This window comes from Flavobacterium xueshanense (assembly GCF_900112975.1).
Taxonomy (GTDB): Bacteria; Bacteroidota; Bacteroidia; order Flavobacteriales; family Flavobacteriaceae; genus Flavobacterium; species Flavobacterium xueshanense.
Window position 1 is genome coordinate 88,659 of sequence record NZ_FONQ01000012.1, and the last position, 23,368, is coordinate 112,026.

A 23,368-nucleotide genomic window follows, 5' to 3' on the forward strand; every position below is an offset into this window, starting at 1 on the left:
TAAAGTGCTGTCAGATTGTAGAAGAAATTCTCAGAATTATAAAAAAAGTGTTTTGTATATAAGAAAGTGAATCTTTCAAGGCAAGGCGGTACGCAAATTATGTTTAATGATGTTAGAGATTAGCATCAAGTTATTTATCATGCAGATAGGCTACACAACGAAAGAAGAAATAGAACCAAGGATTTGCTTTTCAGCAAAAGAAATAGAAGGTTTGGAATTACAAATAAAACAGTTAGAAGGTGAAACTCAAAAGTGAAAATTCATTTTAAATGTCTACTTAAAATGGTGTAAATACCAAATTTCTAGGTTGCTTGGGCGTAAATTTCACCTATCTGAAAGAAAACCCGGCGTAACAACTTTTTGGATTGTTAGTCAACAATTTTACTTAATTATGCAAGGCTGTATGCTCTACAGAGATGTGTGCAGGCAAAAGGCTTTGTTCCTCTTTTTTTTATAAAATAATTTCACCTTCAATCAATACAGTATCAATCAGATTACTGCCAAAAGCATAAGGTAATTGATAATAGGAATGAATGGGTTTCGTGATAATTAAATTTGCTTTTTTACCTACGGTAATACTTCCGTGGGTTTCAGAAATTCCCATGGCGTAAGCTCCATTTATCGTAGCCGCATTTATGGCTTCTTCGGGAGTCATTTTCATTTTGATGCATGCAGTTGCGACTACAAAATTCATGTTTCCGGATGGAGTAGAACCAGGATTATAATCGCTTGCGAGCGCAATTGGAAGTCCAGCCGCAATCATTTCTCGTGCTGGAGTGTAAGGAATACTCAAAAAATAAGAACAAGAAGGTAATGCAACAGGCATTGTTTCAGTATTTTTCAACGCTTCAATATCTTCCGGCTTCATAATTTCAAGATGATCTACGGAAAGCGCATTGTATTTTACTCCAGATTGAATTCCGCCAATGGAGTTGAACTGATTGACATGGATCTTTGGCTTTAAGCCAAATTTAATTCCGGCTTCCATAATTTGTTGGGTTTCTTCAACAGTAAAATAACCCGTTTCACAAAATACATCTATGAAATCTGCCAGTTTGTCTTTTGCAATTTCAGGAAGCATTTCGTTGATAATTAAATCAGTATAAGCTTTATGGTTTGTTGAGTATTCTGATGGGAAAGCGTGAGCACCCAGAAAAGTTGCTTTTATGGTGATTGGATAATTTTGAGATAATCGCTGAATCACGCGAAGCATTTTCAATTCTCCATCAACGGTTAATCCGTATCCCGATTTGATTTCAACTGCTCCTGTTCCCAGACGCATGACTTCTTCCAGTCGCGCTTTCGATTGTTGGTAGATTTCTTCTTCAGAAGTTTCGTTCAGTTTTTTAGCTGAATTTAGAATTCCACCGCCACGATTAGCGATTTCTTCATAAGTCAAACCATTGATTCGATCTACAAATTCCTGTTCCCGATTTCCCGCATACACAATATGCGTATGACTGTCACACCAAGATGGCAAAACTATTTTTCCGTCTGCGTCAATGCACTTTTCTGGATTTACGTTGGGCAAATCTTTCATAGAGCCAAAATCAGAAATAAGACCATTTTTAAGCACTAAATAGGCGTTTTTGATAGTGGGTAGAATCGTCATTTCAGCACCTGACACTTTCAAAATTGAAGAATCACGGACCTGAAGCAACTCTTTAATATTGATGATTAATGTTGTCATTAGCTATGATAATTACTCAGAAACTTTGATTTCAAACATTTTGTCCCAATTTTTCCCGGTTACAAAAATGGTTTTTGTTTTTGGGTTGTAGGCAATTCCGTTTAAAACATCCGTGTCTGGTAACTGCGTTATTTTTTTCTTCAAATCAGCAAGATTGATAATTGCTTCGACCGCTCCATTTTTCGGATTGATGACAGCAATAGCATCTTTTTGGTACACATTTCCATAAATTTTCCCGTCAATCCATTCGAGCTCATTGACTGCTTTTATTTTTGTTTCGAAAGAATATACGTTTAAGTAACCTACTTCTTTAAATGTGGTTGGGTCAATAATCCAAATTTTTTCGGTTCCATCGGATTGGTATAAATATTTACCGTCATTAGTCAATCCCCAACCTTCCATTGGCTTGAAATAGGTAAACGTTTTTTCTTTCTTGAAAGTATTTGCGTTGTAAACGTACCCTTCATTATTTTGCCAAGTCAGTTGGTATACTTTGTTGTTCAAAATCGTAATTCCTTCACCAAAATATTTGTCAGCTAGTTCGACTTTCTTATAAACTTCTCCCGTTTTATAATTTGTTTTTCTTAAGCTGGAGATTCCTCTGTTTCCTGATGGACCTGAACCGTTTCCCGTTCCTTCATACAGCGTGTCTCTGTAAAATTCTAATCCTTGCGTGTATGCTTGAATATCGTGCGGGTACGTATTTACGATGGTGTATTTTAATAATTTTGGCTGAATATTAGAAACTAATTCTACTCTTGTAGTAGCTTCTGCGTTTTGCCCTTCATAAAAGATTAAAGCTTTTAGGTTTTGATAACCCAATTTTTGCTCTTTCAATTCAAAAGTTAATTTGTCAACTCCATTTTTTGAGCCAATTTTTTTGTCATTTACATAATAGACAACGCTATCTATAGTTTTGGAATTGGAATTCAAAATTTCCAAAGAAAGAGCTTCCTGTGGTTTATATTGTTCTTTAAATTTGGAATTATCAAAGGAGAATAAAGTGTTAACACCTTTTTTTGTTTCGTTGCAACTTGCTATGGTGATTCCTAATAAAATGACAGATAGGAAGTTATAATTTTTCATGATTTGTTTTTTTGTTGTACCAATATACAATGTTATTTTTAATGATTAAAGCTCTTGTAAAAATATAAAAAGATTGTATATTTGCACCGGCAAGTCCTACACGACCAGCTCCTGCAGACTCCCTCAGGATGGGAACATAGCAAGGGTACGTGGTTGAGCGGTGCGATGTAGGTCGCTTGCCATTTTTTTTATTTATTACAAAAGTAGTCTTCCTTCGGGAGGATTTTTTTATTTTTGGATCTTTCGTACAGCAAACATCAACAATCATGAATAAAGTAGTTTTAATTACAGGAGGTTCTTCGGGAATTGGAAAATCTATTGGCGAATTTTTGCACCATAAAGGTTTTGTTGTGTACGGAACCAGCAGAAATCCGGAACGAATTTTAAATTCGGTTTTCCCTTTAGTGGCTTTAGATGTTCGGGATGCGGATTCGATTCATGCGGCTGTTGCCAAAGTTATTGACACTTCCGGAAAACTTGATGTTGTTATTAACAATGCTGGTGTTGGGATTACGGGACCATTAGAAGAAATTCCGATGCATGAAATAAAGAATAATTTTGAGACTAATCTTTTTGGTCCAATTGAAGTAATGAAAGCTGCGTTGCCACAAATGCGTGCACAAAAATCAGGATTAATCATCAACGTGACTTCAATTGCCGGCTATATGGGTTTACCGTATCGAAGTGTTTATTCCGCTTCAAAAGGAGCATTAGAACTAATTACGGAAGCGATGCGTATGGAAGTGAAGTCGTTTGGTGTTCGTATTACGAATGTGGCTCCGGGTGATTTTGCGACAAATATTGCGTCGGGACGTTTTCATGCTCCGGTTCTAAAAGGTTCGGCTTACGAAACTCCATACGGAAATACATTGAAAACAATGGATGAACATGTGGACAGCGGTAGTAATCCGAATGAAATGGCCGAAGCGGTGTATCAAATAATCCAAACTCCGGAACCTAAAATTCATTATAAAGTGGGCGTTTTTATGCAAAAGTTTTCGATTGTTTTGAAACGAATACTTCCTGATAAAGTATATGAAAAAATGCTGATGAACCATTATAAGTTGTAATTTTGCACGAAATTTGTGAGCGTGAGGGATTGCAGTAAAAATCCTTTTATTTTTTCTTTAAAAATAAAAGATTGAAGCGGAAAGCCCGACCCTTGGGTCACGCCCAAAGAATTAGAAACACACAATTAAATTAGATAATATGAAATTTTTTATTGACACGGCTAATTTAGCTCAGATTAAGGAAGCACAGGCGTTGGGCGTTTTGGATGGTGTTACAACTAATCCAACATTAATGGCAAAAGAAGGAATCACAGGAAAAAACAACATTTTGAAACATTATGTTGACATTTGTAATCTTGTTGATGGTGATGTTAGTGCCGAAGTAAATGCTTTGGATTACGACGGAATGATAAAAGAAGGTGAAGAGTTGGCGGATTTACACGAGCAAATCGTGGTAAAATTGCCGATGACTAAAGAGGGAGTGATGGCTGCTAAATACTTTTCGGAGAAAGGTATAAAAACAAATGTAACTTTAGTATTCTCGGCTGGTCAGGCTTTATTGGCTGCTAAAGCGGGAGCTACTTATGTTTCTCCGTTTATTGGTCGTTTAGATGATATTTCTACAGACGGTTTGGCTTTGATCGAAGAAATAAGATTAATTTATGATAACTACGGTTACGAAACTCAGATTCTTGCTGCTTCAGTGCGTCACACTATGCACATTGTAAACTGTGCGAAAATTGGTGCTGATGTGATCACCGGACCACTTTCTGCCATTTACGGCTTATTAAAACACCCATTGACTGATATCGGATTGGCGCAATTTGTGGCCGATTTTGAGAAAGGAAATAAATAGATTTAAGATTGAGATCACCGATTGTTGATTTCGGTATAAATAAAAACTCCCATTATGCTTAGCAAAATGGGAGTTTTTTTGTTGGTTTGGTTTTGATTAGTTTATGTTGAAATTAGTGTGCTCCACCAACTTCTATTTCTTTTCCGATTCCTTGTTTTTCTAGAATTCCAATTACTTTCCATCCGTAGAATGCGATGAATGCAAAACATAAAACAGGAATAAAGTAAGAAGCATGAATTCCGATTATATCCGCTAGTTTTCCTTGTAGCGGTGGGATAATTCCACCACCCAGAATCATCATTACCAAGAAGGCAGAACCTTGAGACGTGTATTTTCCTAATCCGGCGATTGCCAATGAGAAAATAGAAGGCCACATAATACTTAAGAATAATCCACCGCTCATAAAAGCAAAAATAGCTATTGTTCCAGTAGTAAATAAACCAATAAGCATGGCTGTCATTCCCATTAAACCAAAAATCATTAAGGTTCTAGACGGTTGGTCTTTTCCTAAAAAGAAACCAGCGATTTGAAATAAAATTACAAATGCATACGCATATAGAGGCGTTACATCTTGTCCGGAAATAGCATTAGCAGCTAATACCACTCCAAAAGCTACATAAGGAACTACGATCAGTAAAATTTTCTTTAATTGTGATGATGGGTTGAAAACCGTAATGGCTCCTGCCCAACGTCCGATCATTAAACTTCCCCAGTACATAGACATGTAAGGTGCTAAAGCTGGTCCAGAAATAGAACCAAAATCAGCGGTGACCAATAATTCACCAAGGTTACTCCCTATAGTTACTTCGACACCTACGTAAGCGAAAAGGGCTAACATTCCCAAAACTAATTGTGGGTATTTCATGGCTCCCCATCCTTCAGGATTTTTTTGAGCCGTGGTATTTGCAAAGAATAATCCGATAACAACCACTAAAAGTGTGGAAACTGTTAAGGCTAATCATAAGTAATCTTTCTCTTTATTCTCAATAAAACGAGTAATAAATTCAGGTTCTTCATAACGGGAAAAGATGTACGCAAATATAGCGACCAAAATTACAGTGATGGCAATTAGGGTTTTCATTGCTTTGTTCGCGGTTTCAAAAGTAGAATCACTTTTTCCAGCCGGTAACTTTTTAGAAAAATGGAATAAAGCCGCTGCCAATAAAAACAGTCCTCCAACAAATACATACAGGATTCTCATTGAATCCAATGAATCTGGTTTTTTAGCATATTCTTCAATATTTACACCAGCAATAACGCCAAATAAGGCGATAGAAACCACTATCGGTCCTATTGTGGTGCCCAATGAATTAATTCCTCCGGCAAGATTCAGCCTGCTTGATGCTGAATGTGGTTCACCCAGTGAAGCGGCAAACGGCTGTGCCGATGTTTGTTGTAATGAAAAACCAAGTGCTACAATGAATAATGCACCAAGAATAAACAAATAACTTCCTTGTGTTACCGCTAAAATCATAAGCAGAGCTCCAAAAGTACTTATCAATAATCCGTAAATAATTCCTTTTTTGAATCCCCAACCGTTTAGAATATCTTTTTTGGCGATGCTGCTAAAAATAAAAAGCAATAATGCACCGATGTAATAAGCACCATAAAAAGCAAAATCGATAAGTTGACTTTGAAATTGATCTAAGCCAAATTTAGCTTTGCAAAATGGAATGAAAATCCCGTTTGATGCTCCAATAAAACCCCAAAAGAAAAATACGGTTATAAGCGTGTAAAGCGCGGAATTGTTAGACTTTGTTTGTTCTGAATTCATAAGTATAAATTGGTTAGTGATGATTGTAAAATACTTTTATAACTGTAAGACCGTAAATATATTTGTTAAGTAAATTAAAAAAAAATAATTTAGACTAAATATTGTTATAATTATTGAATAACCATTTTTTGTTGAATTTGCCTGCTTTTTTTTCAAACATTTTGCTATTTCTAAAACAAGTAGAAATAAGAAATGCGGTTTGATATTTTCTAAATTGGTAAAAACGGGCTATGATTTCCGTGATTCAATAAATTTTGGGATCCAAAAGTAATTATTTAATTGTAGGGTGTTGATTTTTCTCTGCTCTTTTAAAAAAACCTATCTTTATAAATCAGTATAAAAAACGCAATATGAAAAGTGATCTAGAAAGAAAAACGGATATCAGTTATGAAAGTGCCGGAAAATTTGAGGAAACACGATTTGAAAAAATTCATAATAAAATTTTCAAAAACGCTTCGGAAGCATCTTTAATAGTTGCTCACGAAATTGCTCAATTGATTAAATCCAAACAAACCGAAAACAAAGCTTGTATTCTTGGTTTGGCAACTGGTTCTTCTCCGATTAAGGTATATGAAGAATTGGTTCGAATGCATCAAGAAGACGGCCTTAGTTTTAGCAATGTAGTCGCTTTTAATTTGGATGAGTATTATCCCATGAAGAAAGAGAACCACCATAGTTATCATCACTTCATGCACGAGCATTTGTTCAATCACATTGATATTAAACCGGAAAATATAAATATTCCTGATGGAACAGTGCAAGCTGATGCGCTCAAACAATATTGTATCGATTATGAAAATAAAATAAAAATTGCTGGTGGCCTTGATTTTCAATTGCTGGGAATTGGTCGTACAGGTCACGTAGGTTTTAATGAACCGGGTTCTCACATCAATTCCGGAACCCGAATAATTACTTTGGATTACATTACAAGAGTCGATGCTTCTTCTGATTTTAATGGAATCGAAAGTGTACCAAAAAGAGCACTTACCATGGGTGTTTCAACAATTCTTAAATCCAAAAGAATTGTTTTGATGGCTTGGGGCCAAAATAAAGCTGAGATAATAAAGAGAACTATTCAGGGCGATAGAAGTCCTGATATTCCGGCAACCTTCTTGCAAAATCATGACAATACCACTTTTGTTTTAGATCAATCGGCAGCTTCGGAACTAACCCGGTTCAAAACACCATGGCTCGTTCAAGATTGCAATTGGACATTGGAACTAAAATGTAAAGCGATTGTTTGGCTGTGTTTAAAGACAAATCGCTCCATACTAAAATTGACCGACAGGGATTATAACAATAACGGCATGTCTGATTTGCTGGCTTTAGAAGGTTCTGCATACGATTTGAATATTAATATGTTCAATGTATTGCAACACACCATAACCGGATGGCCGGGAGGAAAGCCCAATACGGATGATACCAATAGACCCGAAAGAGCAAATCCTGCAAAGAAACGAATTATCCTTTTTAGTCCGCATCCGGATGATGATGTGATTTCCATGGGAGGAACTTTTTCAAAATTGATACGACAAGGACATGATATTCATGTAGTGTATCAAACCTCAGGTAATATTGCGGTTACAAATGAAGAAGCTCTGAAATTTGCGGAAGTTTGTAATGATTTTGTTGACACTGAAGCGACAAAAATTGATTTTCAATCGGTTATTGATTTTTTAAATAATAAGTCAGAAAATCAAATGGATTCCCCAGAAGTTAGAAAGCTAAAAGGACTTATCAGACGCAGAGAATCGTATGCAGCAGTGCGGTATATTGGTTTGAATGAATCGAATATCCATTTTCTGGATATGCCTTTTTATGAGACGGGACTAATAAAGAAAAACCCAATCCACGCGGAAGATATTGCTATTATAAAAGCGATTATTGAAAAAATAAAACCGCATCAGGTTTTTGCAGCCGGTGATCTTGCGGATCCGCACGGAACGCATGAAGTTTGCCTCAACGCTATTTTTGCGGCAATGGCCGATTTGAAACCACAACCGTTTATGAATGATTGTTGGCTATGGTTATACCGCGGCGCTTGGCATGAGTGGGGGATACATGAAATAGACATGGCCGTTCCGCTAAGTCCGGAGGAAGTAATGTTAAAACGACACGCTATTTTGTACCATCAATCGCAAAAAGACCGCGTGATGTTTCAAGGTAATGATTCCAGAGAATTTTGGGTGCGTGCCGAAGACCGCAATAAACATACTGCAAAATTGTATGATGATTTAGGATTGGCAGAATATGAAGCCATCGAAGCTTTTAAACGTTTTGACTATTAAAAATATCTTGAATACCTATAAACTATGAAATACTTTTTAATCCTATTATTTGTAACTTTTGTTTCGAATGCTCAAATCACCACCGAGCAATTAAACCTAATGCCTTGGCCACAAAATATAAAGTTGACCGCTGGCACTTTTGCTTTAAGCAAAAAGTTTAAAGTGAATATTACTGGAAATCCTAATGCTAGAATTTTTATAGGTGCAACCAACTTCGTACGTCGATTGGACGGCAGAACGGGATTGTTTCTGGAGCAAAGTTTTTTGACAAAAGTCAACGAAAGACCGGAAGCGGAATTGCAAATAAATTGTGTTCGGAATGGAAAAATAGAAATTAACGAAGACGAAAGTTACCAACTGATCATTACCTCCAATAAAATAACCATAAATGCTACGAGTGATTTAGGAGCTTTACATGGCTTGGAGACTTTATTACAATTGCTGCAAAACAACAGTACGGCGTATTATTTTCCGGTTGTTGAAATCTCGGATTCGCCACGTTTTACCTGGAGAGGCTTGATGATTGATGCGGCAAGACATTTCCAGCCGGTAGATGTTATCAAAAGAAATCTGGACGCTATGGCTTCGATGAAAATGAATGTTTTTCATTGGCATTTAGCCGATGATCAAGGTTGGAGAATTGAATTGAAAAATCATCCTAAATTGACAGAATTAGCTTCAGATGGAAATTTTTACACTCAGGAAGAAATCAAAAATATTGTAAAATATGCTGATGAAAGGGGGATTCTGGTTATTCCTGAAATAGATGTTCCGGGGCACGCATCGGCGTTGCTGAATGCTTATCCGGAAATAGGAAGTAAAGTAGGCGAGGGGAAAATTACGTATGAAGTGCAAAGAAATTCAGGAATTTTCAATGCTACTTTAGACCCTACAAATCCAAAAACCTACGAAGTTTTAAGTTCGATTTTTGATGAAGTGTGTCCTTTATTTCCGGGTAGTTATTTTCATATTGGCGGTGACGAAAATAATGGAAAAGAGTGGAATGCAAATCCTGCTATTCAGCAATTTAAGAAAGATAATAATTTTGTCAACAACCATGATTTGCAAACTTATTTTAATATGAAGTTGATTCCAATCTTGAAAAAATACAACAAAAAATTAATGGGTTGGGAAGAAATAATGACTGAAAACATGTCAAAAGATGCTATAATTCATGCTTGGAGAGGAACTAATGAAGGGCAAGAAGCCGGTGGAGCATTGATCAAAGCCGCAAAGAGCGGTTACAATACTGTTTTGTCCAATGGGTATTATATTGATTTGATGCTTAGTTTAGAAAGTCATTATTTGAATGATCCCTTACCCAAAAAGATTATTCTTAGTCCAGAGGAAAAAGCAAGGGTTTTAGGAGGAGAAGCCGCAATGTGGAGCGAACTCGTAACGACATTAAATATAGATTCCAGAATTTGGCCACGAACCGCCGCAATAGCCGAGCGATTATGGTCTGATGAATCCGTTACAGATATGAACAGCTTACGCAAAAGGTTGAAAACAATTTCTTTTCGATTAGAAGAACTCGGAATTACTCACATTAGAAACAAAGAAGTGATTTTAAGAAACATCAGCAACAATCAAGATACGCGTGCATTGAATGATTTTTCGAATCTTTGTGAACCACTGAAAAATTACAAACGCAATGGTGGCGGAAAGAAATACCGCATGCATTCTCCATTAACACTGTTTGCGGATGCTTGTAATACCGATGCTTCGGAAGCACTAGATTTTAATGTTGCAGTCAATGCCTATTTATCGGATAAAAGTAAGGAGAATAAAGGGGTTGTAACTGACTTTTTTAAGAAATGGATTACCTTAAATTCCGATTTAATTGCTTTAAGTTCCAATGCACCGCTTGTGCAACCGCTATTGCCTTTGTCTAAAAGTTTGAGTGATTTGTCGGAACAGCTATTGCTTTTGATAGAGAAAAAACAGAAAGTAAGTCAAACGGTATTGGAAGATTTATTAGAAAAATGCAATACCAGAAGTCCTGCTGATGTAGAATTAGCAGTTTACGGTAGTTTGAAAAAGTTGCTTTAAACAAGAAATGTAACATCGTTTTTACAAAATAAGAATTTTGAAATCCTGACAACTTTGTCAGGATTCTTTTTAAACCATAATTCTAATCCATAAATTAAAACCGTTAAAAATCGATATTTTGGGAATTCAGGAAATCAGTATTTTTTTCGTATTTTTGCAAAAATTTTATAAAATAAATATTCATGTTAACAGTAAATAATTTATCAGTTCAGTTTGGCAAACGAATTTTGTTTGACGAAGTAAATACTACCTTCACTCACGGTAATATCTACGGAGTTATCGGAGCCAATGGTGCTGGAAAATCTACTTTTCTTAAAATAATTGCCGGTGAAATGGATCCAACTTCGGGACATATTCATTTGGAACCAGGAAAACGTATGTCGGTTTTAAACCAAAACCACAATATGTTTGACGAAAGCACCGTATTGGAAACCGTTATAATGGGAAATAAAACCCTTTATGCGATCAAAAAAGAGATGGATGCTTTGTATTTAGATTATAATGATTCAAATGCGGACAGGATAGGCGAGTTACAGGTGCAATTTGAAGAGATGAATGGATGGAATGCTGATTCCGATGCGGCATCGATGTTATCAAATCTCGGAATTTCAGAGGAATATCATTATACTTTAATGGGAGATCTTGAGGGAAAAATTAAAGTTCGTGTCCTTTTGGCACAAGCGCTTTTTGGAAATCCGGATTTACTTATTATGGATGAACCTACCAATGATCTGGATTTTGAAACAATTGCTTGGTTAGAGAATTTCTTAGCTAACTATGAAAATACCGTAATTGTCGTTTCTCACGACAGACACTTTTTGGATTCCGTTTGTACGCATATTTCTGATATCGATTTCAGTAAAATAAATCATTATTCCGGAAACTATACATTCTGGTATGAATCAAGTCAATTAGCAGCAAAACAACGCGCGCAACAAAACAAAAAAGCAGAAGAAAAGAAGCAGGAATTAGAAGAATTTATTCGTCGTTTTAGTGCGAATGTAGCCAAATCAAAACAAGCTACTTCTCGTAAAAAAATGATTAGTAAATTGAATATTTCCGAGATAAAACCATCAAGTCGTCGTTATCCGGCTATTATTTTTGACCAAGAGCGTGAAGCAGGAGATCAAATTTTGAATGTGCAGAATTTAAGCGCTTCGATTGAAGGAGATGTTTTGTTTAAAGGCGTAGATTTGAATATGGCCAAAGGCGATAAAATCGTTCTTTTCTCCAAAGATTCACGTGCTACAACAGCTTTTTATGAAATTTTGAACGGAAATAAAAAAGCGGATTCTGGAACTTATGACTGGGGAGTTACAACAAACCAGGCGTATTTGCCAGTAGAAAATCATTCATTTTTTGAGAGTGATTACACGCTTGTAGACTGGTTGCGTCAATGGGTAAAAACGGAAGAAGAACGTGATGAGGTAAATATTCGTAGTTTCCTTGGAAAAATGATTTTCTCTGGTGAAGAAGCGCTGAAAACCTGTAGAGTATTATCCGGAGGAGAAAAAGTGCGTTGCATGTTGTCTCGAATGATGATGGAAAGAGCTAATGTTTTAATGTTGGACGAACCTACCAATCATTTGGACCTAGAGTCGATTACGGCTTTTAATAATTCCTTGAAAAACTTTAAGGGATCTGTAATTTTCACCACTCATGATCATGAATTTTCTCAAACGGTTGCCAATAGAGTAATTGAATTAACACCTAATGGAGCGATTGACCGTTACATGACTTTTGATGATTACCTTGATGATGAAAAAGTTCAGGAATTGAGAGCTAAAATGTATGTAGTGTAAAGAGTAATTTATATTTAAGACTAAAAATATCCCGCAATTGCGGGATATTTTTATTAAAAGAAGTTTTTGATTTTCGAGTTTAATTAAACGATCATTATTTCTTACCGAAAATTTTACTAATGATAAAAATGATAATAGCGATAACGACAACAACTATAAATATACCAACACCTACTCCAGCTTTGAATATCCCCTCTATTATTGAACAACTTGAAAATGATATTAATACTATAAAAAGCATCAATAATCTGGTGAGTCTTTTTTGCATGATTTTATGTTTTTTATGTTAAATGTTAAAAAGTAAAATTAGGGTATCACTGCGGGTCTCTGTTATAGAATTTTTATTGATTGTTGTAAAATTATTTAATATGAATATACTGTTTTTATAGAATTATTGGAATTAGCATTTTCTCTCTTTTTAATTATAAAATCATAAATTGGAATTTGTATATTTGTCCAACCAAACAATAAAATTACTATGAGTCAAAAAGTATTACTTACTGCAAAAGAAGTTACTATCATATTACATCGTTTGGCCTGTCAATTAATCGAAAAACACTTAGATTTTTCAGATACAATATTAGTTGGAATTCAACCAAGAGGTGTTTTTTTGGCGGAGCGTTTAAAAGAAATTTTAGAAAAAGAATATCAAACTCCTGAAATTCAGTTGGGTTATCTGGATATTACTTTTTTCAGGGATGATTTTAGAAGAACCGAAAAGCCATTAGAAGCCAATAAAACCAAAATTAATTTTATCGTCGAAAATAAAAAAGTCATTTTCATAGATGATGTTTTGTTCACTGGACGAAGCATTCGATCTGCGTTGACTGCTATTCAATCTTTTGGCCGACCATCGGAAATTGAACTTTTGGTTTTGATAGACAGACGTTTCAGTCGCAATTTACCCATTCAACCGGATTATAGAGGTAGACAGGTTGATGCAATAAATAATGAAAAAGTTAAAGTGAGCTGGAAAGAAAATGAAGGTGAAGATGGGGTGTATTTAATTACAAGTTAGATTAAAAACAAACGCTAACTATTAAAAACTATAATCGTAAACAAAAATGAAAGAATTAAGCGTAAATCATTTATTAGGCATAAAATACATCAACAAGAATGATATTAACCTGATTTTTGAAACTGCCGATCATTTTAAAGAAGTCATCAATCGACCCATTAAGAAAGTGCCTTCGTTACGTGATATTACCATCGCCAATATTTTCTTCGAAAACAGTACCAGAACAAAACTCTCTTTTGAATTAGCGCAAAAACGTTTATCAGCAGATGTTATTAGCTTTTCGGCAGCGCAATCATCTGTCAAAAAAGGAGAAACATTAATAGATACCGTAAATAATATCCTTTCGATGAAAGTAGATATGGTTGTGATGCGACATTCCAATCCCGGCGCTGCTTATTTTTTGTCCAAAAACGTAAAAGCCAGTATCGTAAATGCTGGAGATGGCGCACATGAACATCCTACACAAGCTTTATTAGACAGTTATTCCATTCGAGAAAAACTAGGTGAAGTAGCCGGAAAAAAAGTCGTTATTGTAGGCGATGTTTTGCATTCCAGAGTCGCCTTGTCCAATATTTATGCTTTGCAAATGCAAGGCGCTGAGGTCAAAGTTTGCGGTCCTAAAACGCTTATTCCAAGATATATTGAATCACTGGGCGTTACCGTGGAACCTAATTTACGAAAAGCATTACAATGGTGTGATGTTGCGAATATGTTGCGCGTCCAAAATGAGCGTATGGATGTCAATTATTTCCCGTCTACAAGGGAATATGCGCAGCAATATGGAGTTGATAAACCGCTTTTGGATTCTCTTAATAAAGAAATTATAATCATGCATCCCGGACCTATTAATCGCGGTGTCGAAATTACAAGTGAAGTAGCAGATTCCAATCAATCCGTGATTTTAAACCAGGTAGAAAATGGTGTAGCAATCAGAATGGCAGTTATTTATCTTTTGGCTTCAAAAATTCAATAAATCAACATAAAACTTTGTAAATTAGCTACGTATAAACTACGCTGCCTTTAAGCAGTCCCTGAAATTTAATACAATGAAAGTAGATCAAAAAGGACATACAATATCAATTAGAGATACGCAGGGTGATTTTACTTCTTTTTTAATGAAGGTTACCCATCAATATAAAACATTCGAAAAACACAACATAATAATCGATCTTTTGATGCATAACGATTTGTCAACGAATGATATTAAGTTATTTATGCCGTTATCAAAACAACATAAAAAAGCTAAAAAGTCATTTGTTATCGTCACTTCAGATTTTGACTACAATGCTGTTCCAGCAAAATTAACAGTAGTGCCTTCATTATTAGAAGCGCATGACATTATAGAAATGGAAGAGATTGAAAGAGATTTAGGTTTTTAAGTTAGTTTATTTGGTTATTTTTTTGACCGTTTAATTGATTTAAGCAAAATACACAATAAAGAATAAGAAAAAATTGAAACTAACAATCCTTGGTTGCTATGCGGCAACACCCCGAACGTTTACCAATCCTACTTCCCAGATTTTAGACATAAAAAACAGACTTTTTCTGATTGATTGCGGGGAAGGAACGCAAGTACAATTGCGGAAGAATAAAATCCGATTTTCTAAAATAAACCATATTTTCATTTCCCATTTGCACGGAGACCACTTTTTTGGATTAGTGGGTTTAGTGTCCACATTTACTTTGCTGAACCGAACTACGGATTTACATATTTATGGTCCAAAAGGCATCAAAGAAATTATCAAGCTGCAATTGCGATTGTCCAATTCCTGGACGAATTACGGTTTGTTTTTCCATGAATTAGAGTCTTTGGAGAGCGAACTTATCTTTGAAGACGACAAGGTTTTGGTGAAAACCATTCCATTGAAACACCGCGTATACACGAACGGTTTTTTGTTCCAAGAAAAAATAGGTGACCGAAAACTAAATTTGGATGCCGTTCAAAATTATGAAATAGAGAGTTGTTATTACCAAAAAATAAAAAACGGAAAAGACATCACGCTGGAAGATGGAAGAATCATAGCAAACGACAAATTAACATTTGATCCTATTCCGCCGAAGAATTACGCTTTTTGTTCGGATACGGTTTATAATGAAGCAATGGTTCCCATTATAGAAGATGTAGATGTATTGTACCATGAATCTACTTTCCTTCAATCTGAGGAAAATCTGGCCAAAAAAACATTACATTCTACAGCAAAAGAAGCGGCAACCATTGCTTTGAAAGCAAATGCTAAACAATTAATTTTAGGACATTATTCTACTAGATATGAAAGTATCGAATTGTTTAAAGAAGAAGCTGAAACTATTTTTCCAGAAGTGCTTTTGGGTGATGATGGAAAAAGTTTTGAGTTTTAAATACAGAAATCAATTTAGCTTGTAAAAATTGCCAATTGGATTTTTTGATTTAATTAAATTGAATCATTCAATGATCAAACATTTTAAAAAACAAAATTATGAATGACTTAAGTAATTACAGAAAATCATACGAGAAGAGTGAATTATTAGAATCCAATATTCCCGAGGATCCAATTAACTTGTTTAATCGCTGGTTTCATGAAGTAGAAGATTTTGGTGGCGACAGCGAAGTAAATGCGATGACAGTGGCAACAATTGGCTTAGATGGCTTTCCGAAGTCTCGAGTTGTCTTGTTAAAAAAGTTTAATGAAGAAGGTTTTATTTTTTATACCAATTACAATTCAGAAAAGGGTAAGGCTATTGCTGAAAATCCTAACGTTTGCCTATCTTTTTTTTGGTATACCATGGAGCGTCAGGTTATCATTAAGGGAATTGCAAAAAATACTTCGGAAATAACTTCTGACAGTTATTTTGAATCCAGACCTAACGGAAGTAAATTGGGAGCAATTGCATCTAATCAAAGTGAAGTAGTTCCTTCCAGAGAATATTTAGAGAAAAACCTGAAGCAATTAGAAAAAGATTTTGAGAGTGTTGTAATTCCGAGACCGAAACACTGGGGCGGATTTTTAGTAACTCCTTTAGAAGTAGAGTTTTGGCAAGGAAGACCCAATCGATTACATGACAGAATTCGTTATACAAGTCAACAAGATTATTCTTGGAAAATTGATCGTTTGTCTCCTTAATGTAAGATATATACATATTTAATTATTTTTATAATGTAGTTCATCGATTTTTTTTGGTGTTTAAACGGTAGAATGACTATTTTTGAGTAGGAAATAAAAAAAATAGTATTAAATATTAAAGTTGTTTGCCCCACAATCTACTTTAAACCTAATCTACCATAGTTATGAAGATAAAATTACTTTGTGCATTATTACTCGCTACTGTAGTATGCACTATAAGTTCCTGTTCTTCAGAAAGTTCCGAAGTTGCAACTAGTAGTCCAAATCTGCAAAAAGTAGTTAATTACTCTTACAACTCTATTGAAGTAAAAACAATGGAATTGATCAATGCACACAGAGTTAGCAAAGGTTTAAATCCTTTACAAAATATTAATCACATGTCGTACAAATCTGAAGAACATAATAACTACATGATTGCTAATAATGTTGTAAACCACAATGGTTTTTCAGCCCGTTCAGAAAATATAATGCTAACCTTGGGTGCTACTTCTGTAAGTGAAAATATAGCTTACAATTACAATACGCCGGAAGCCGTTTTAAATGCATGGTTAGCCAGTCCTGGTCACAAAGAAAATATTGAAGGTAATTTTACACATTTTGGAATCGCTATTAAGGAGAATCCCGCAACTGGTAAAAAGTACTACACAAATATTTTTGCAAAAATATAAGTTGAGTTTTTTATAATTAAAAGGCTGTCTTCTCCCCAAAAGACGGTCTTTTATATTTTAAGATATCTCACATATTAAACCTTATTTTAAATATTTAAAAAATTGTATTTGTATTTTTTTGAAGTCCAATGAATTCTTTTTCATTGGACTTTTTTAGTATTGTTATTTTGTCAAAGATTAACCAAAGATGCTCTTATATAGTCTTTAATCCCGTTCCAAATTTAGATTTTGCATTACTTGATTAATATGACAGTGGACTTAAATAGAATCCTAATTTATGATATAATTAAACTTAATAGGCTGACTTTATCGGGCAGCCTATTAAGTTTAATTATAATCGTTTTTTACAAAGCAGTAATAATAAATTCACTTCTTCTGTTAAGTTGGTGGTCTTCCTCAGTACATTCTACATCATCAGCACATTTATTTACAAGTTGTGTTTCACCATATCCTTTTCCAGTCAATCGGTTTGTATTTACGCCATTTTTGATTAACCAATTGATAGTAGATTTTGCTCTTCTGTCAGATAATGCTTCATTGTATTTAAATGTTTGTCTGCTATCCGTATGGGAACGAATATCAAGTTTCATTGTTGGATTTTGGTTTAAAACATCTAATATTTTTTCTAAATCAAATGCTGCTTCTTGTCTAATGTTTGATTTATCTAAATCAAAATAAATCATTTTTATATTAAAACATTTACCTAAATCATCACCAATTGTCACTTTACACTTCGCGTTTTCTAATGCTATTGGTAAGTATGTTTTTCCATTTTCATCCGCTATAACAATCATCTGTTCCTTAGTTGTATATTCAGGTTTTTGAGCTCTTACATAATATGTTTTTCCACATTCAACAGTAAAAGAATAATTTCCCTTTTCATCAGAAATAGTTGTGTTAACGACATTAAATTGATTGTCAAATAAAGTTACTTTAGCATCAGGAAGTAATTCTGCTGTAACAAGATCAGTAATCTCACCATATAATAATTGTTGACATGTGATTTTTTTTTGCTCTAAAAATTTATAAATATCATCGTATCCCAGACCACCATCCCTGTTTGAGGTGAAAAAACCTCTTCTTGATTTTGTATCTATTAAATAAGCAAAATCATCTTTTGGAGAATTAATATCAGCACCTACATTTTGTACCTCTTCAAAAGTCCCATTGGCTTTGATTGTCGAAACAAAAACATCTAAACCTCCTAAGCCGGGATGTCCGTCTGATGCAAAGTAGATTTCGTTTTCATCATTTACAAATGGAAAAGTTTCTCTTCCCTCAGTATTGATTGTCTGCCCTAAATTCTCCGGAATACCGTAAGTGCCATTCTCGTTTATTTGTACTTTATATAAATCGGATAGACCAATTGTTCCCGGCATGTCAGATGCAAAATATAATGTTTTCCCGTCAGGACTTAGCGTAGGATGTGCAACACTGTAATTATCACTATTAAAAGGAAGTTCAGTTATATTCGACCAAGTACCATTTTCTAAAGTGGCTTTGTATATTTTTATTAAAGTAATTTTATTAGCATCTTTTCCTTTTTTTCCATCAAGATAATTGTTTCGGGTAAAGTACATTGTTTTCCCGTCTTTTGTGAAAGCGGGGGTTGACTCATGAAATTTAGAATTTATTTTTTCGTCAAACTTTTGTGGTTTTCCAGGAGTCATATTTTCCCCTAAACCGGTGGTATATAAATTAGTGAAATATTGATTTGTCCATTTATGTTTTCTTTGTCCTAAACTTCCAGTGTCCCTTGCTGATGCAAACACGATTTCATTTGAAAAGAATGCCGTCCCATAATCGGAATAAATAGAGTTTATTCCGGCATCCTCAATTTTATATCTTCCAGAGTTGGCTTTTATCGCGTCAAGATAATTCACATTTTTCATAAAAAGCCTTCCGCGGCTATCATTTCCCAATTTTTGATTGAACAATTCCAATAGTTCGTTTGCTTTATCATTTTGACCAATTGATCTCAAAGATTGTGCATAACGGAAATAATATTCGGGATCCAAGTCGGTAGTTTTCATCGCAAATAATTCACCGTACCATTTGGCCGCTTTTTCTAACTCTGCATTGAAGTAATAGGAATTGCCTAATTTTTTAAACATATCTGCCGATTTATATCCTTTTTCGGCTACTTTTTCATAGGTTTTTATGGCATCAATATAGGCATAGTTGTCGTACTTTTTGTCGGCAACTTTTACCTTTTCTTTTTGCGAGTATACATTAAATGAAAACGCTATTATTAATGTTATACAAAAGAGTATATTATTTTTCATATTAATTGTTTTAGAAGAATCTTGGAGTTATAATTTTACCATTATTTTTAAATATTTCATAACGCAAGAATATTTCATGAGAACCAGAATTATAATTTCTTAATCGGGTTGTCTCCCTGTCATACCCATATCCGATGTACATTCCATCAGAAACTTGAAATCCAACCATGGCACTTAGTGCTGCACTCCATCTGTAAGCAACTCCTACGACAAATTTTTCATTAAACATAAAGTTACCAGAAACATCAACTTGTAGTGGCGCCCCTAAAACCATTTTAGTTAGTACTGCAGGTTTAAATTTTAATACACTATTGATATCAAAAACATAACCTCCTATTAAATAATAATTTATTTTTTCTTTAAAGATTGCAATTTCATTATCATCATAACGGTCTGATTCAATAAAATTTGGAATGGAAATACCAACATATGCTTTATCAGAATGAAGATATAAACCTGCTCCAATGTTAGGCGAAAATTTATTTTCGATATTCTGCATCGATGGATCAAGTGGATAGGAATTTACAGGATTTAATTTTGAAATATCTAAATTGAATAAATTTGCTGTTGCCTTTAAACCAAATGAAAGTTTATAATTTTCCGATGTAGGAATGGTATAGGAGAAATCAGCAGAAATTGTACTTTCATTCGTAGGTCCAATTTTATCACTAACAAAAGAAACTCCTAAACCGAGATTATTATCATTTAGCGGAGTGTTGATTGAGGCAACATTTGTTACAGGGGCACCATCCAAACCTACCCATTGGGTACGATGCATAGCAAAAATACTCATTGCTCCTCTAGATCCTGCATAAGCGGGATTGATGTTAATGGTATTGTACATGTACTGAGTATATTGTGCATCTTGTTGTGCAAAACCAGTAAATGCTGTAAACATTAACAAGATTAAAAATATTTTTGTTTTCATAGTAGATTTTTTTGTTGTGATTGAATTACTTCTTTTTTTAGATTCAAAAGATCTGTTTCGAAAAATGTCAATACTATTTATATTAAAGAATAGGGCTAATTCATTTTTTAACCTGAGGACTTTTAACTGTCCTCAGGATTTAAATTAATTCAAAATTATTTAGTAAGGTATAAATACCCTTCTAATTTTTTGATTTCCACTTTACCATTCCCATCAATAGAACTGTAATTTAAGATGTAAAAATAGGTTCCGGTAGGTAAACCAGAAGACTGATTAACAGTTGTTCTTCCGCGAGAGATTCCGTCAAAATTATTAGTTTGATTATTGTAATTTTTAGTTTCAAAAACTAATACACCCCAACGGTTATAAATTTCAACGGTATTTTCAGAATAACAAGCAGTATCATCAATATTATCGATAACAAACACTTCGTTTATACCATCTCCATTTGGTGAAAAAGCATTATGTACTTTTATATCACCACATCCTAAAACAATACAATCATCGTTTATGTTTACAGTCAGTACTATTTTTCTTGGACAATCTCCGTCATTGATTTGATATTCAAAAACTTTGTTGCCTAAACTTAATCCAAAAGGGGATAGGATGTTTCCTTGTAATGCTCCTGTATTATCAACATCTACCCAAGTTCCGTTTGTTGGTGTTCCGGCAGGTAATAAATTAAAGATATTAATTGTTGACGAGTCTCCACTACAAGCAGAGCTAGCAATAGATATTCCGCTATTTGCCACAGAGACATTAACCGTTTGAGTAAATATAGAGATGTTTCCACAAGAATCTGAAACAGACCATTTTCTTACAATTGAATAAGAGTTCTGAGAACTATTAGTGATTGTCTCAGTATATATTGCCGGAGAAGCCGTTGAACAATTATCAGCAAAAATAAGTTCTGGTTTCAAAGGAATAGCATCACAATTCACATTGATAGTAGCAGCAAACTCAGTTGTAGTAGTTGGACCACTAGTATCTTGTTTACTTATGATTTGAGAAGCAGTAGTCGAATTTCCTGCTAAATCTGTCGCGGTCCAAGTTCTTGTTACAGTGTAGGAACCAATACAACTTCCTTGAACAATTGTGTCAACGAATTTTAACGTCACAGCACTACAGGTATCAGTTGCTGTTGCTTGAGCAAAATTAGGAGTAGCATTGCAACTTATCGTTGATGGCACTGGTAATGAAGCAAAGACTGGTGCAGTACTATCTTTAATGATTATTGTTATTAAAGCGGTATCACAGTTTTTCGGATTTAATTTTTCACATATTTGGTACATTAAAACGTAAGTTCCAGGAATTGTTCCGTTTAATGTTTTGATGTTTCCAAGGTTATCCAATAGAATGTTTGGATTTTGTCCAGAAACTAAAGTGATATTTACCGCTGAAGCTACTACGAGGTTTCCATTAATTAAATCGTTTACTAATACATTTCCTAACAATCCAGACGATGTACAATTTCCGATTGAAAAAGTATCATCATTAGCGACGATAGCAGGAGCTGTAACGGTAACACTAACCGTAGCTGTATCACAATTGGTTGGATTGAGTATTTCACAGATTTGGTATACCAACGTATAGTTACCAGCAGGCGTGCCCGGAGCAACAAGAACATTAGTACCAGAAAGCGTGATTCCAGCATTCGAAGAAGAAACAAAAGTTGTATTCACTTGCGAAGCCAAAACAGGAATTCCGTTTAAGGTATCATTAACCAAAACATTAGTGAAAGCCGTTCCGCCGTTTGAACCATTTAAAGCAGTTCCGGTATCATCATTAGCGACAATAGCAGGAGCTGAAACGGTAACACTAACCATAGCAGTATCACAATTGGTTGGATTAAGTATTTCACAGATTTGGTATACCAACGAATAGTTACCAGCAGGCGTACCCGAAGCAACAAGAACATTAGTACCAGAAAGCGTGATTCCAGCATTCGAAGAAGAAACAAAAGTTGTATTCACTTGCGAAGCCAAAACAGGAATTCCGTTTAAGGTATCATTAACCAAAACATTAGTGAAAGCCGTTCCGCCGTTTGAACCATTTACAGCAGTTCCGGTGTCATCATTAGCGACAATAGCAGGAGTTGAAACGGTAACACTAACCGTAGCAGTATCACAATTGGTTGGATTGAGTATTTCACAGATTTGGTACACCAACGTATAGTTACCAGCAGGCGTAGCCGGAGCAACAAGAACATTAGTACCAGAAAGCGTGATTCCAGCATTTGAAGAAGAAACAAAAGTTGTATTCACTTGCGAAGCCAAAACAGGAATTCCGTTTAAGGTATCATTAACCAAGACATTAGTGAAAGCCGTTCCGCCGTTTGAGCCATTTATAGCAGTTCCGGTATCATCATTAGCGACAATAGCAGGAGCTGTAACGGTAACACTAACCATAGCTGTATCACAATTGGTTGGATTGAGTATTTCACATATTTGGTATAGCAACGTATAGTTACCAGCAGGCGTACCCGAAGCAACAAGAACATTAGTACCAGAAAGAGTTATACCTATATTTGTAGAGGAAATAAAAGTTGTTATTAGATCCTCTGTTTTAGCTTCTTTACAATTCAGTAAATCATTTATTAAAACATTATTTACTGATATTCCACCTGCTAGTCCATTTATTTGTATTCCTGTGTCATCAGTAGCTATAATTTCTCCTACTACAGTTACGATTTGAGTACAAGTAGCGGTATTTCCTGCATTGTCTATTACGGTCCAAGTTACGGTTGTGTTTCCGATAGGGAAAACGTTAGGCGCATCGTTGGTTACAGATTTCACCCCACAATTATCAGT

General features: G+C 34.8%; 17 protein-coding genes, 1 other RNA gene and 1 pseudogene. 12 read left to right on the forward strand and 7 right to left on the reverse strand.

The window, feature by feature from the left end; translation table 11 throughout:
- Positions 1–451 precede the first annotated feature (451 nt).
- Together hutI and BMZ76_RS11675 are read right to left on the reverse strand one after the other, a co-directional pair.
- Complete coding sequence (hutI, locus tag BMZ76_RS11670; protein ID WP_091206584.1) at positions 452–1,690, reverse strand: imidazolonepropionase; 1,239 nt, start codon at positions 1,688–1,690, stop codon at positions 452–454.
- 12 nt (positions 1,691–1,702) lie between these two features.
- The gene (locus tag BMZ76_RS11675; RefSeq protein ID WP_091206588.1) at positions 1,703–2,776 is read right to left on the reverse strand and encodes a glutaminyl-peptide cyclotransferase; all 1,074 of its coding nucleotides are present in this window, start codon (positions 2,774–2,776) and stop codon (positions 1,703–1,705) included.
- Between the two features lie 87 nt (positions 2,777–2,863).
- Here BMZ76_RS11675 and ffs point away from each other — a divergent pair.
- The 3 genes from ffs (at position 2,864) to fsa (ending at position 4,642) form a co-directional block, all read left to right on the forward strand.
- An RNA gene (ffs, locus tag BMZ76_RS11680) (signal recognition particle sRNA small type) lies at positions 2,864–2,961 on the forward strand.
- A gap of 81 nt (positions 2,962–3,042) precedes the next feature.
- The gene (locus tag BMZ76_RS11685) at positions 3,043–3,846 is read left to right on the forward strand and encodes an SDR family oxidoreductase (RefSeq protein WP_091206591.1); all 804 of its coding nucleotides are present in this window, start codon (positions 3,043–3,045) and stop codon (positions 3,844–3,846) included.
- A 139-nt stretch (positions 3,847–3,985) separates the two neighbouring features.
- Positions 3,986–4,642, forward strand: a complete 657-nt coding sequence (fsa, locus tag BMZ76_RS11690) for a fructose-6-phosphate aldolase (protein WP_091206595.1) — start codon at positions 3,986–3,988, stop codon at positions 4,640–4,642.
- 112 nt (positions 4,643–4,754) lie between these two features.
- Here the strand turns inward: fsa and BMZ76_RS16515 are convergent.
- Positions 4,755–6,416, reverse strand: a pseudogene (locus BMZ76_RS16515) (MFS transporter).
- A 350-nt stretch (positions 6,417–6,766) separates the two neighbouring features.
- Between BMZ76_RS16515 and nagB the strand changes: the two are divergent.
- From nagB to BMZ76_RS11710, 3 genes are all read left to right on the forward strand, one after another.
- Positions 6,767–8,704, forward strand: coding sequence for a glucosamine-6-phosphate deaminase (gene nagB / locus BMZ76_RS11700; protein ID WP_091206598.1), 1,938 nt, complete (start codon positions 6,767–6,769; stop codon positions 8,702–8,704).
- A gap of 24 nt (positions 8,705–8,728) precedes the next feature.
- Positions 8,729–10,756 carry a beta-N-acetylhexosaminidase gene (locus tag BMZ76_RS11705; RefSeq protein ID WP_091206601.1) on the forward strand — a complete coding sequence of 676 codons (2,028 nt, stop codon included), beginning with the start codon at positions 8,729–8,731 and terminating at the stop codon, positions 10,754–10,756.
- Between the two features lie 182 nt (positions 10,757–10,938).
- Entirely contained in the window at positions 10,939–12,558 is a 1,620-nt protein-coding gene (locus tag BMZ76_RS11710; protein ID WP_091206605.1) for an ABC-F family ATP-binding cassette domain-containing protein, read from the forward strand.
- A gap of 94 nt (positions 12,559–12,652) precedes the next feature.
- On the opposite strand, the gene BMZ76_RS15915 is transcribed toward BMZ76_RS11710, so the two are convergent.
- Positions 12,653–12,826 (reverse strand): hypothetical protein, encoded by a 174-nt coding sequence (locus BMZ76_RS15915; RefSeq protein WP_167547457.1) that lies wholly within the window; start codon positions 12,824–12,826, stop codon positions 12,653–12,655.
- A gap of 210 nt (positions 12,827–13,036) precedes the next feature.
- On the opposite strand from BMZ76_RS15915, the gene pyrR reads away from it, so the two are divergent.
- From pyrR to BMZ76_RS11740, 6 genes are all read left to right on the forward strand, one after another.
- Positions 13,037–13,576 carry a bifunctional pyr operon transcriptional regulator/uracil phosphoribosyltransferase PyrR gene (gene pyrR / locus BMZ76_RS11715; protein WP_091206609.1) on the forward strand — a complete coding sequence of 180 codons (540 nt, stop codon included), beginning with the start codon at positions 13,037–13,039 and terminating at the stop codon, positions 13,574–13,576.
- A 46-nt stretch (positions 13,577–13,622) separates the two neighbouring features.
- Positions 13,623–14,549 carry an aspartate carbamoyltransferase catalytic subunit gene (locus BMZ76_RS11720; protein ID WP_091206612.1) on the forward strand — a complete coding sequence of 309 codons (927 nt, stop codon included), beginning with the start codon at positions 13,623–13,625 and terminating at the stop codon, positions 14,547–14,549.
- Between the two features lie 73 nt (positions 14,550–14,622).
- The gene (locus BMZ76_RS11725; RefSeq protein ID WP_091206616.1) at positions 14,623–14,955 is read left to right on the forward strand and encodes a ribonuclease Z; all 333 of its coding nucleotides are present in this window, start codon (positions 14,623–14,625) and stop codon (positions 14,953–14,955) included.
- 73 nt (positions 14,956–15,028) lie between these two features.
- Entirely contained in the window at positions 15,029–15,934 is a 906-nt protein-coding gene (locus tag BMZ76_RS11730) for a ribonuclease Z (protein WP_091206620.1), read from the forward strand.
- 98 nt (positions 15,935–16,032) lie between these two features.
- Positions 16,033–16,677 carry a pyridoxamine 5'-phosphate oxidase gene (pdxH, locus tag BMZ76_RS11735; RefSeq protein ID WP_091206623.1) on the forward strand — a complete coding sequence of 215 codons (645 nt, stop codon included), beginning with the start codon at positions 16,033–16,035 and terminating at the stop codon, positions 16,675–16,677.
- Between the two features lie 164 nt (positions 16,678–16,841).
- Positions 16,842–17,345: a CAP domain-containing protein gene (locus BMZ76_RS11740; RefSeq protein ID WP_091206626.1), complete on the forward strand. Its 504-nt coding sequence runs from the start codon at positions 16,842–16,844 to the stop codon at positions 17,343–17,345.
- Positions 17,346–17,689: 344 nt separating this feature from the next.
- On the opposite strand, the gene BMZ76_RS11745 is transcribed toward BMZ76_RS11740, so the two are convergent.
- The 3 genes from BMZ76_RS11745 to BMZ76_RS11755 all read right to left on the reverse strand — a co-directional run.
- Positions 17,690–19,630: an OmpA family protein gene (locus BMZ76_RS11745; protein ID WP_091206629.1), complete on the reverse strand. Its 1,941-nt coding sequence runs from the start codon at positions 19,628–19,630 to the stop codon at positions 17,690–17,692.
- 10 nt (positions 19,631–19,640) lie between these two features.
- On the reverse strand, positions 19,641–20,558 hold the full coding sequence (locus BMZ76_RS11750; RefSeq protein WP_091206632.1) for a PorP/SprF family type IX secretion system membrane protein: 918 nt from the start codon (positions 20,556–20,558) through the stop codon (positions 19,641–19,643).
- A gap of 155 nt (positions 20,559–20,713) precedes the next feature.
- The coding region (locus BMZ76_RS11755; protein ID WP_143071088.1) for a T9SS type B sorting domain-containing protein at positions 20,714–23,368 on the reverse strand (2,655 nt) is incomplete at its 5' end.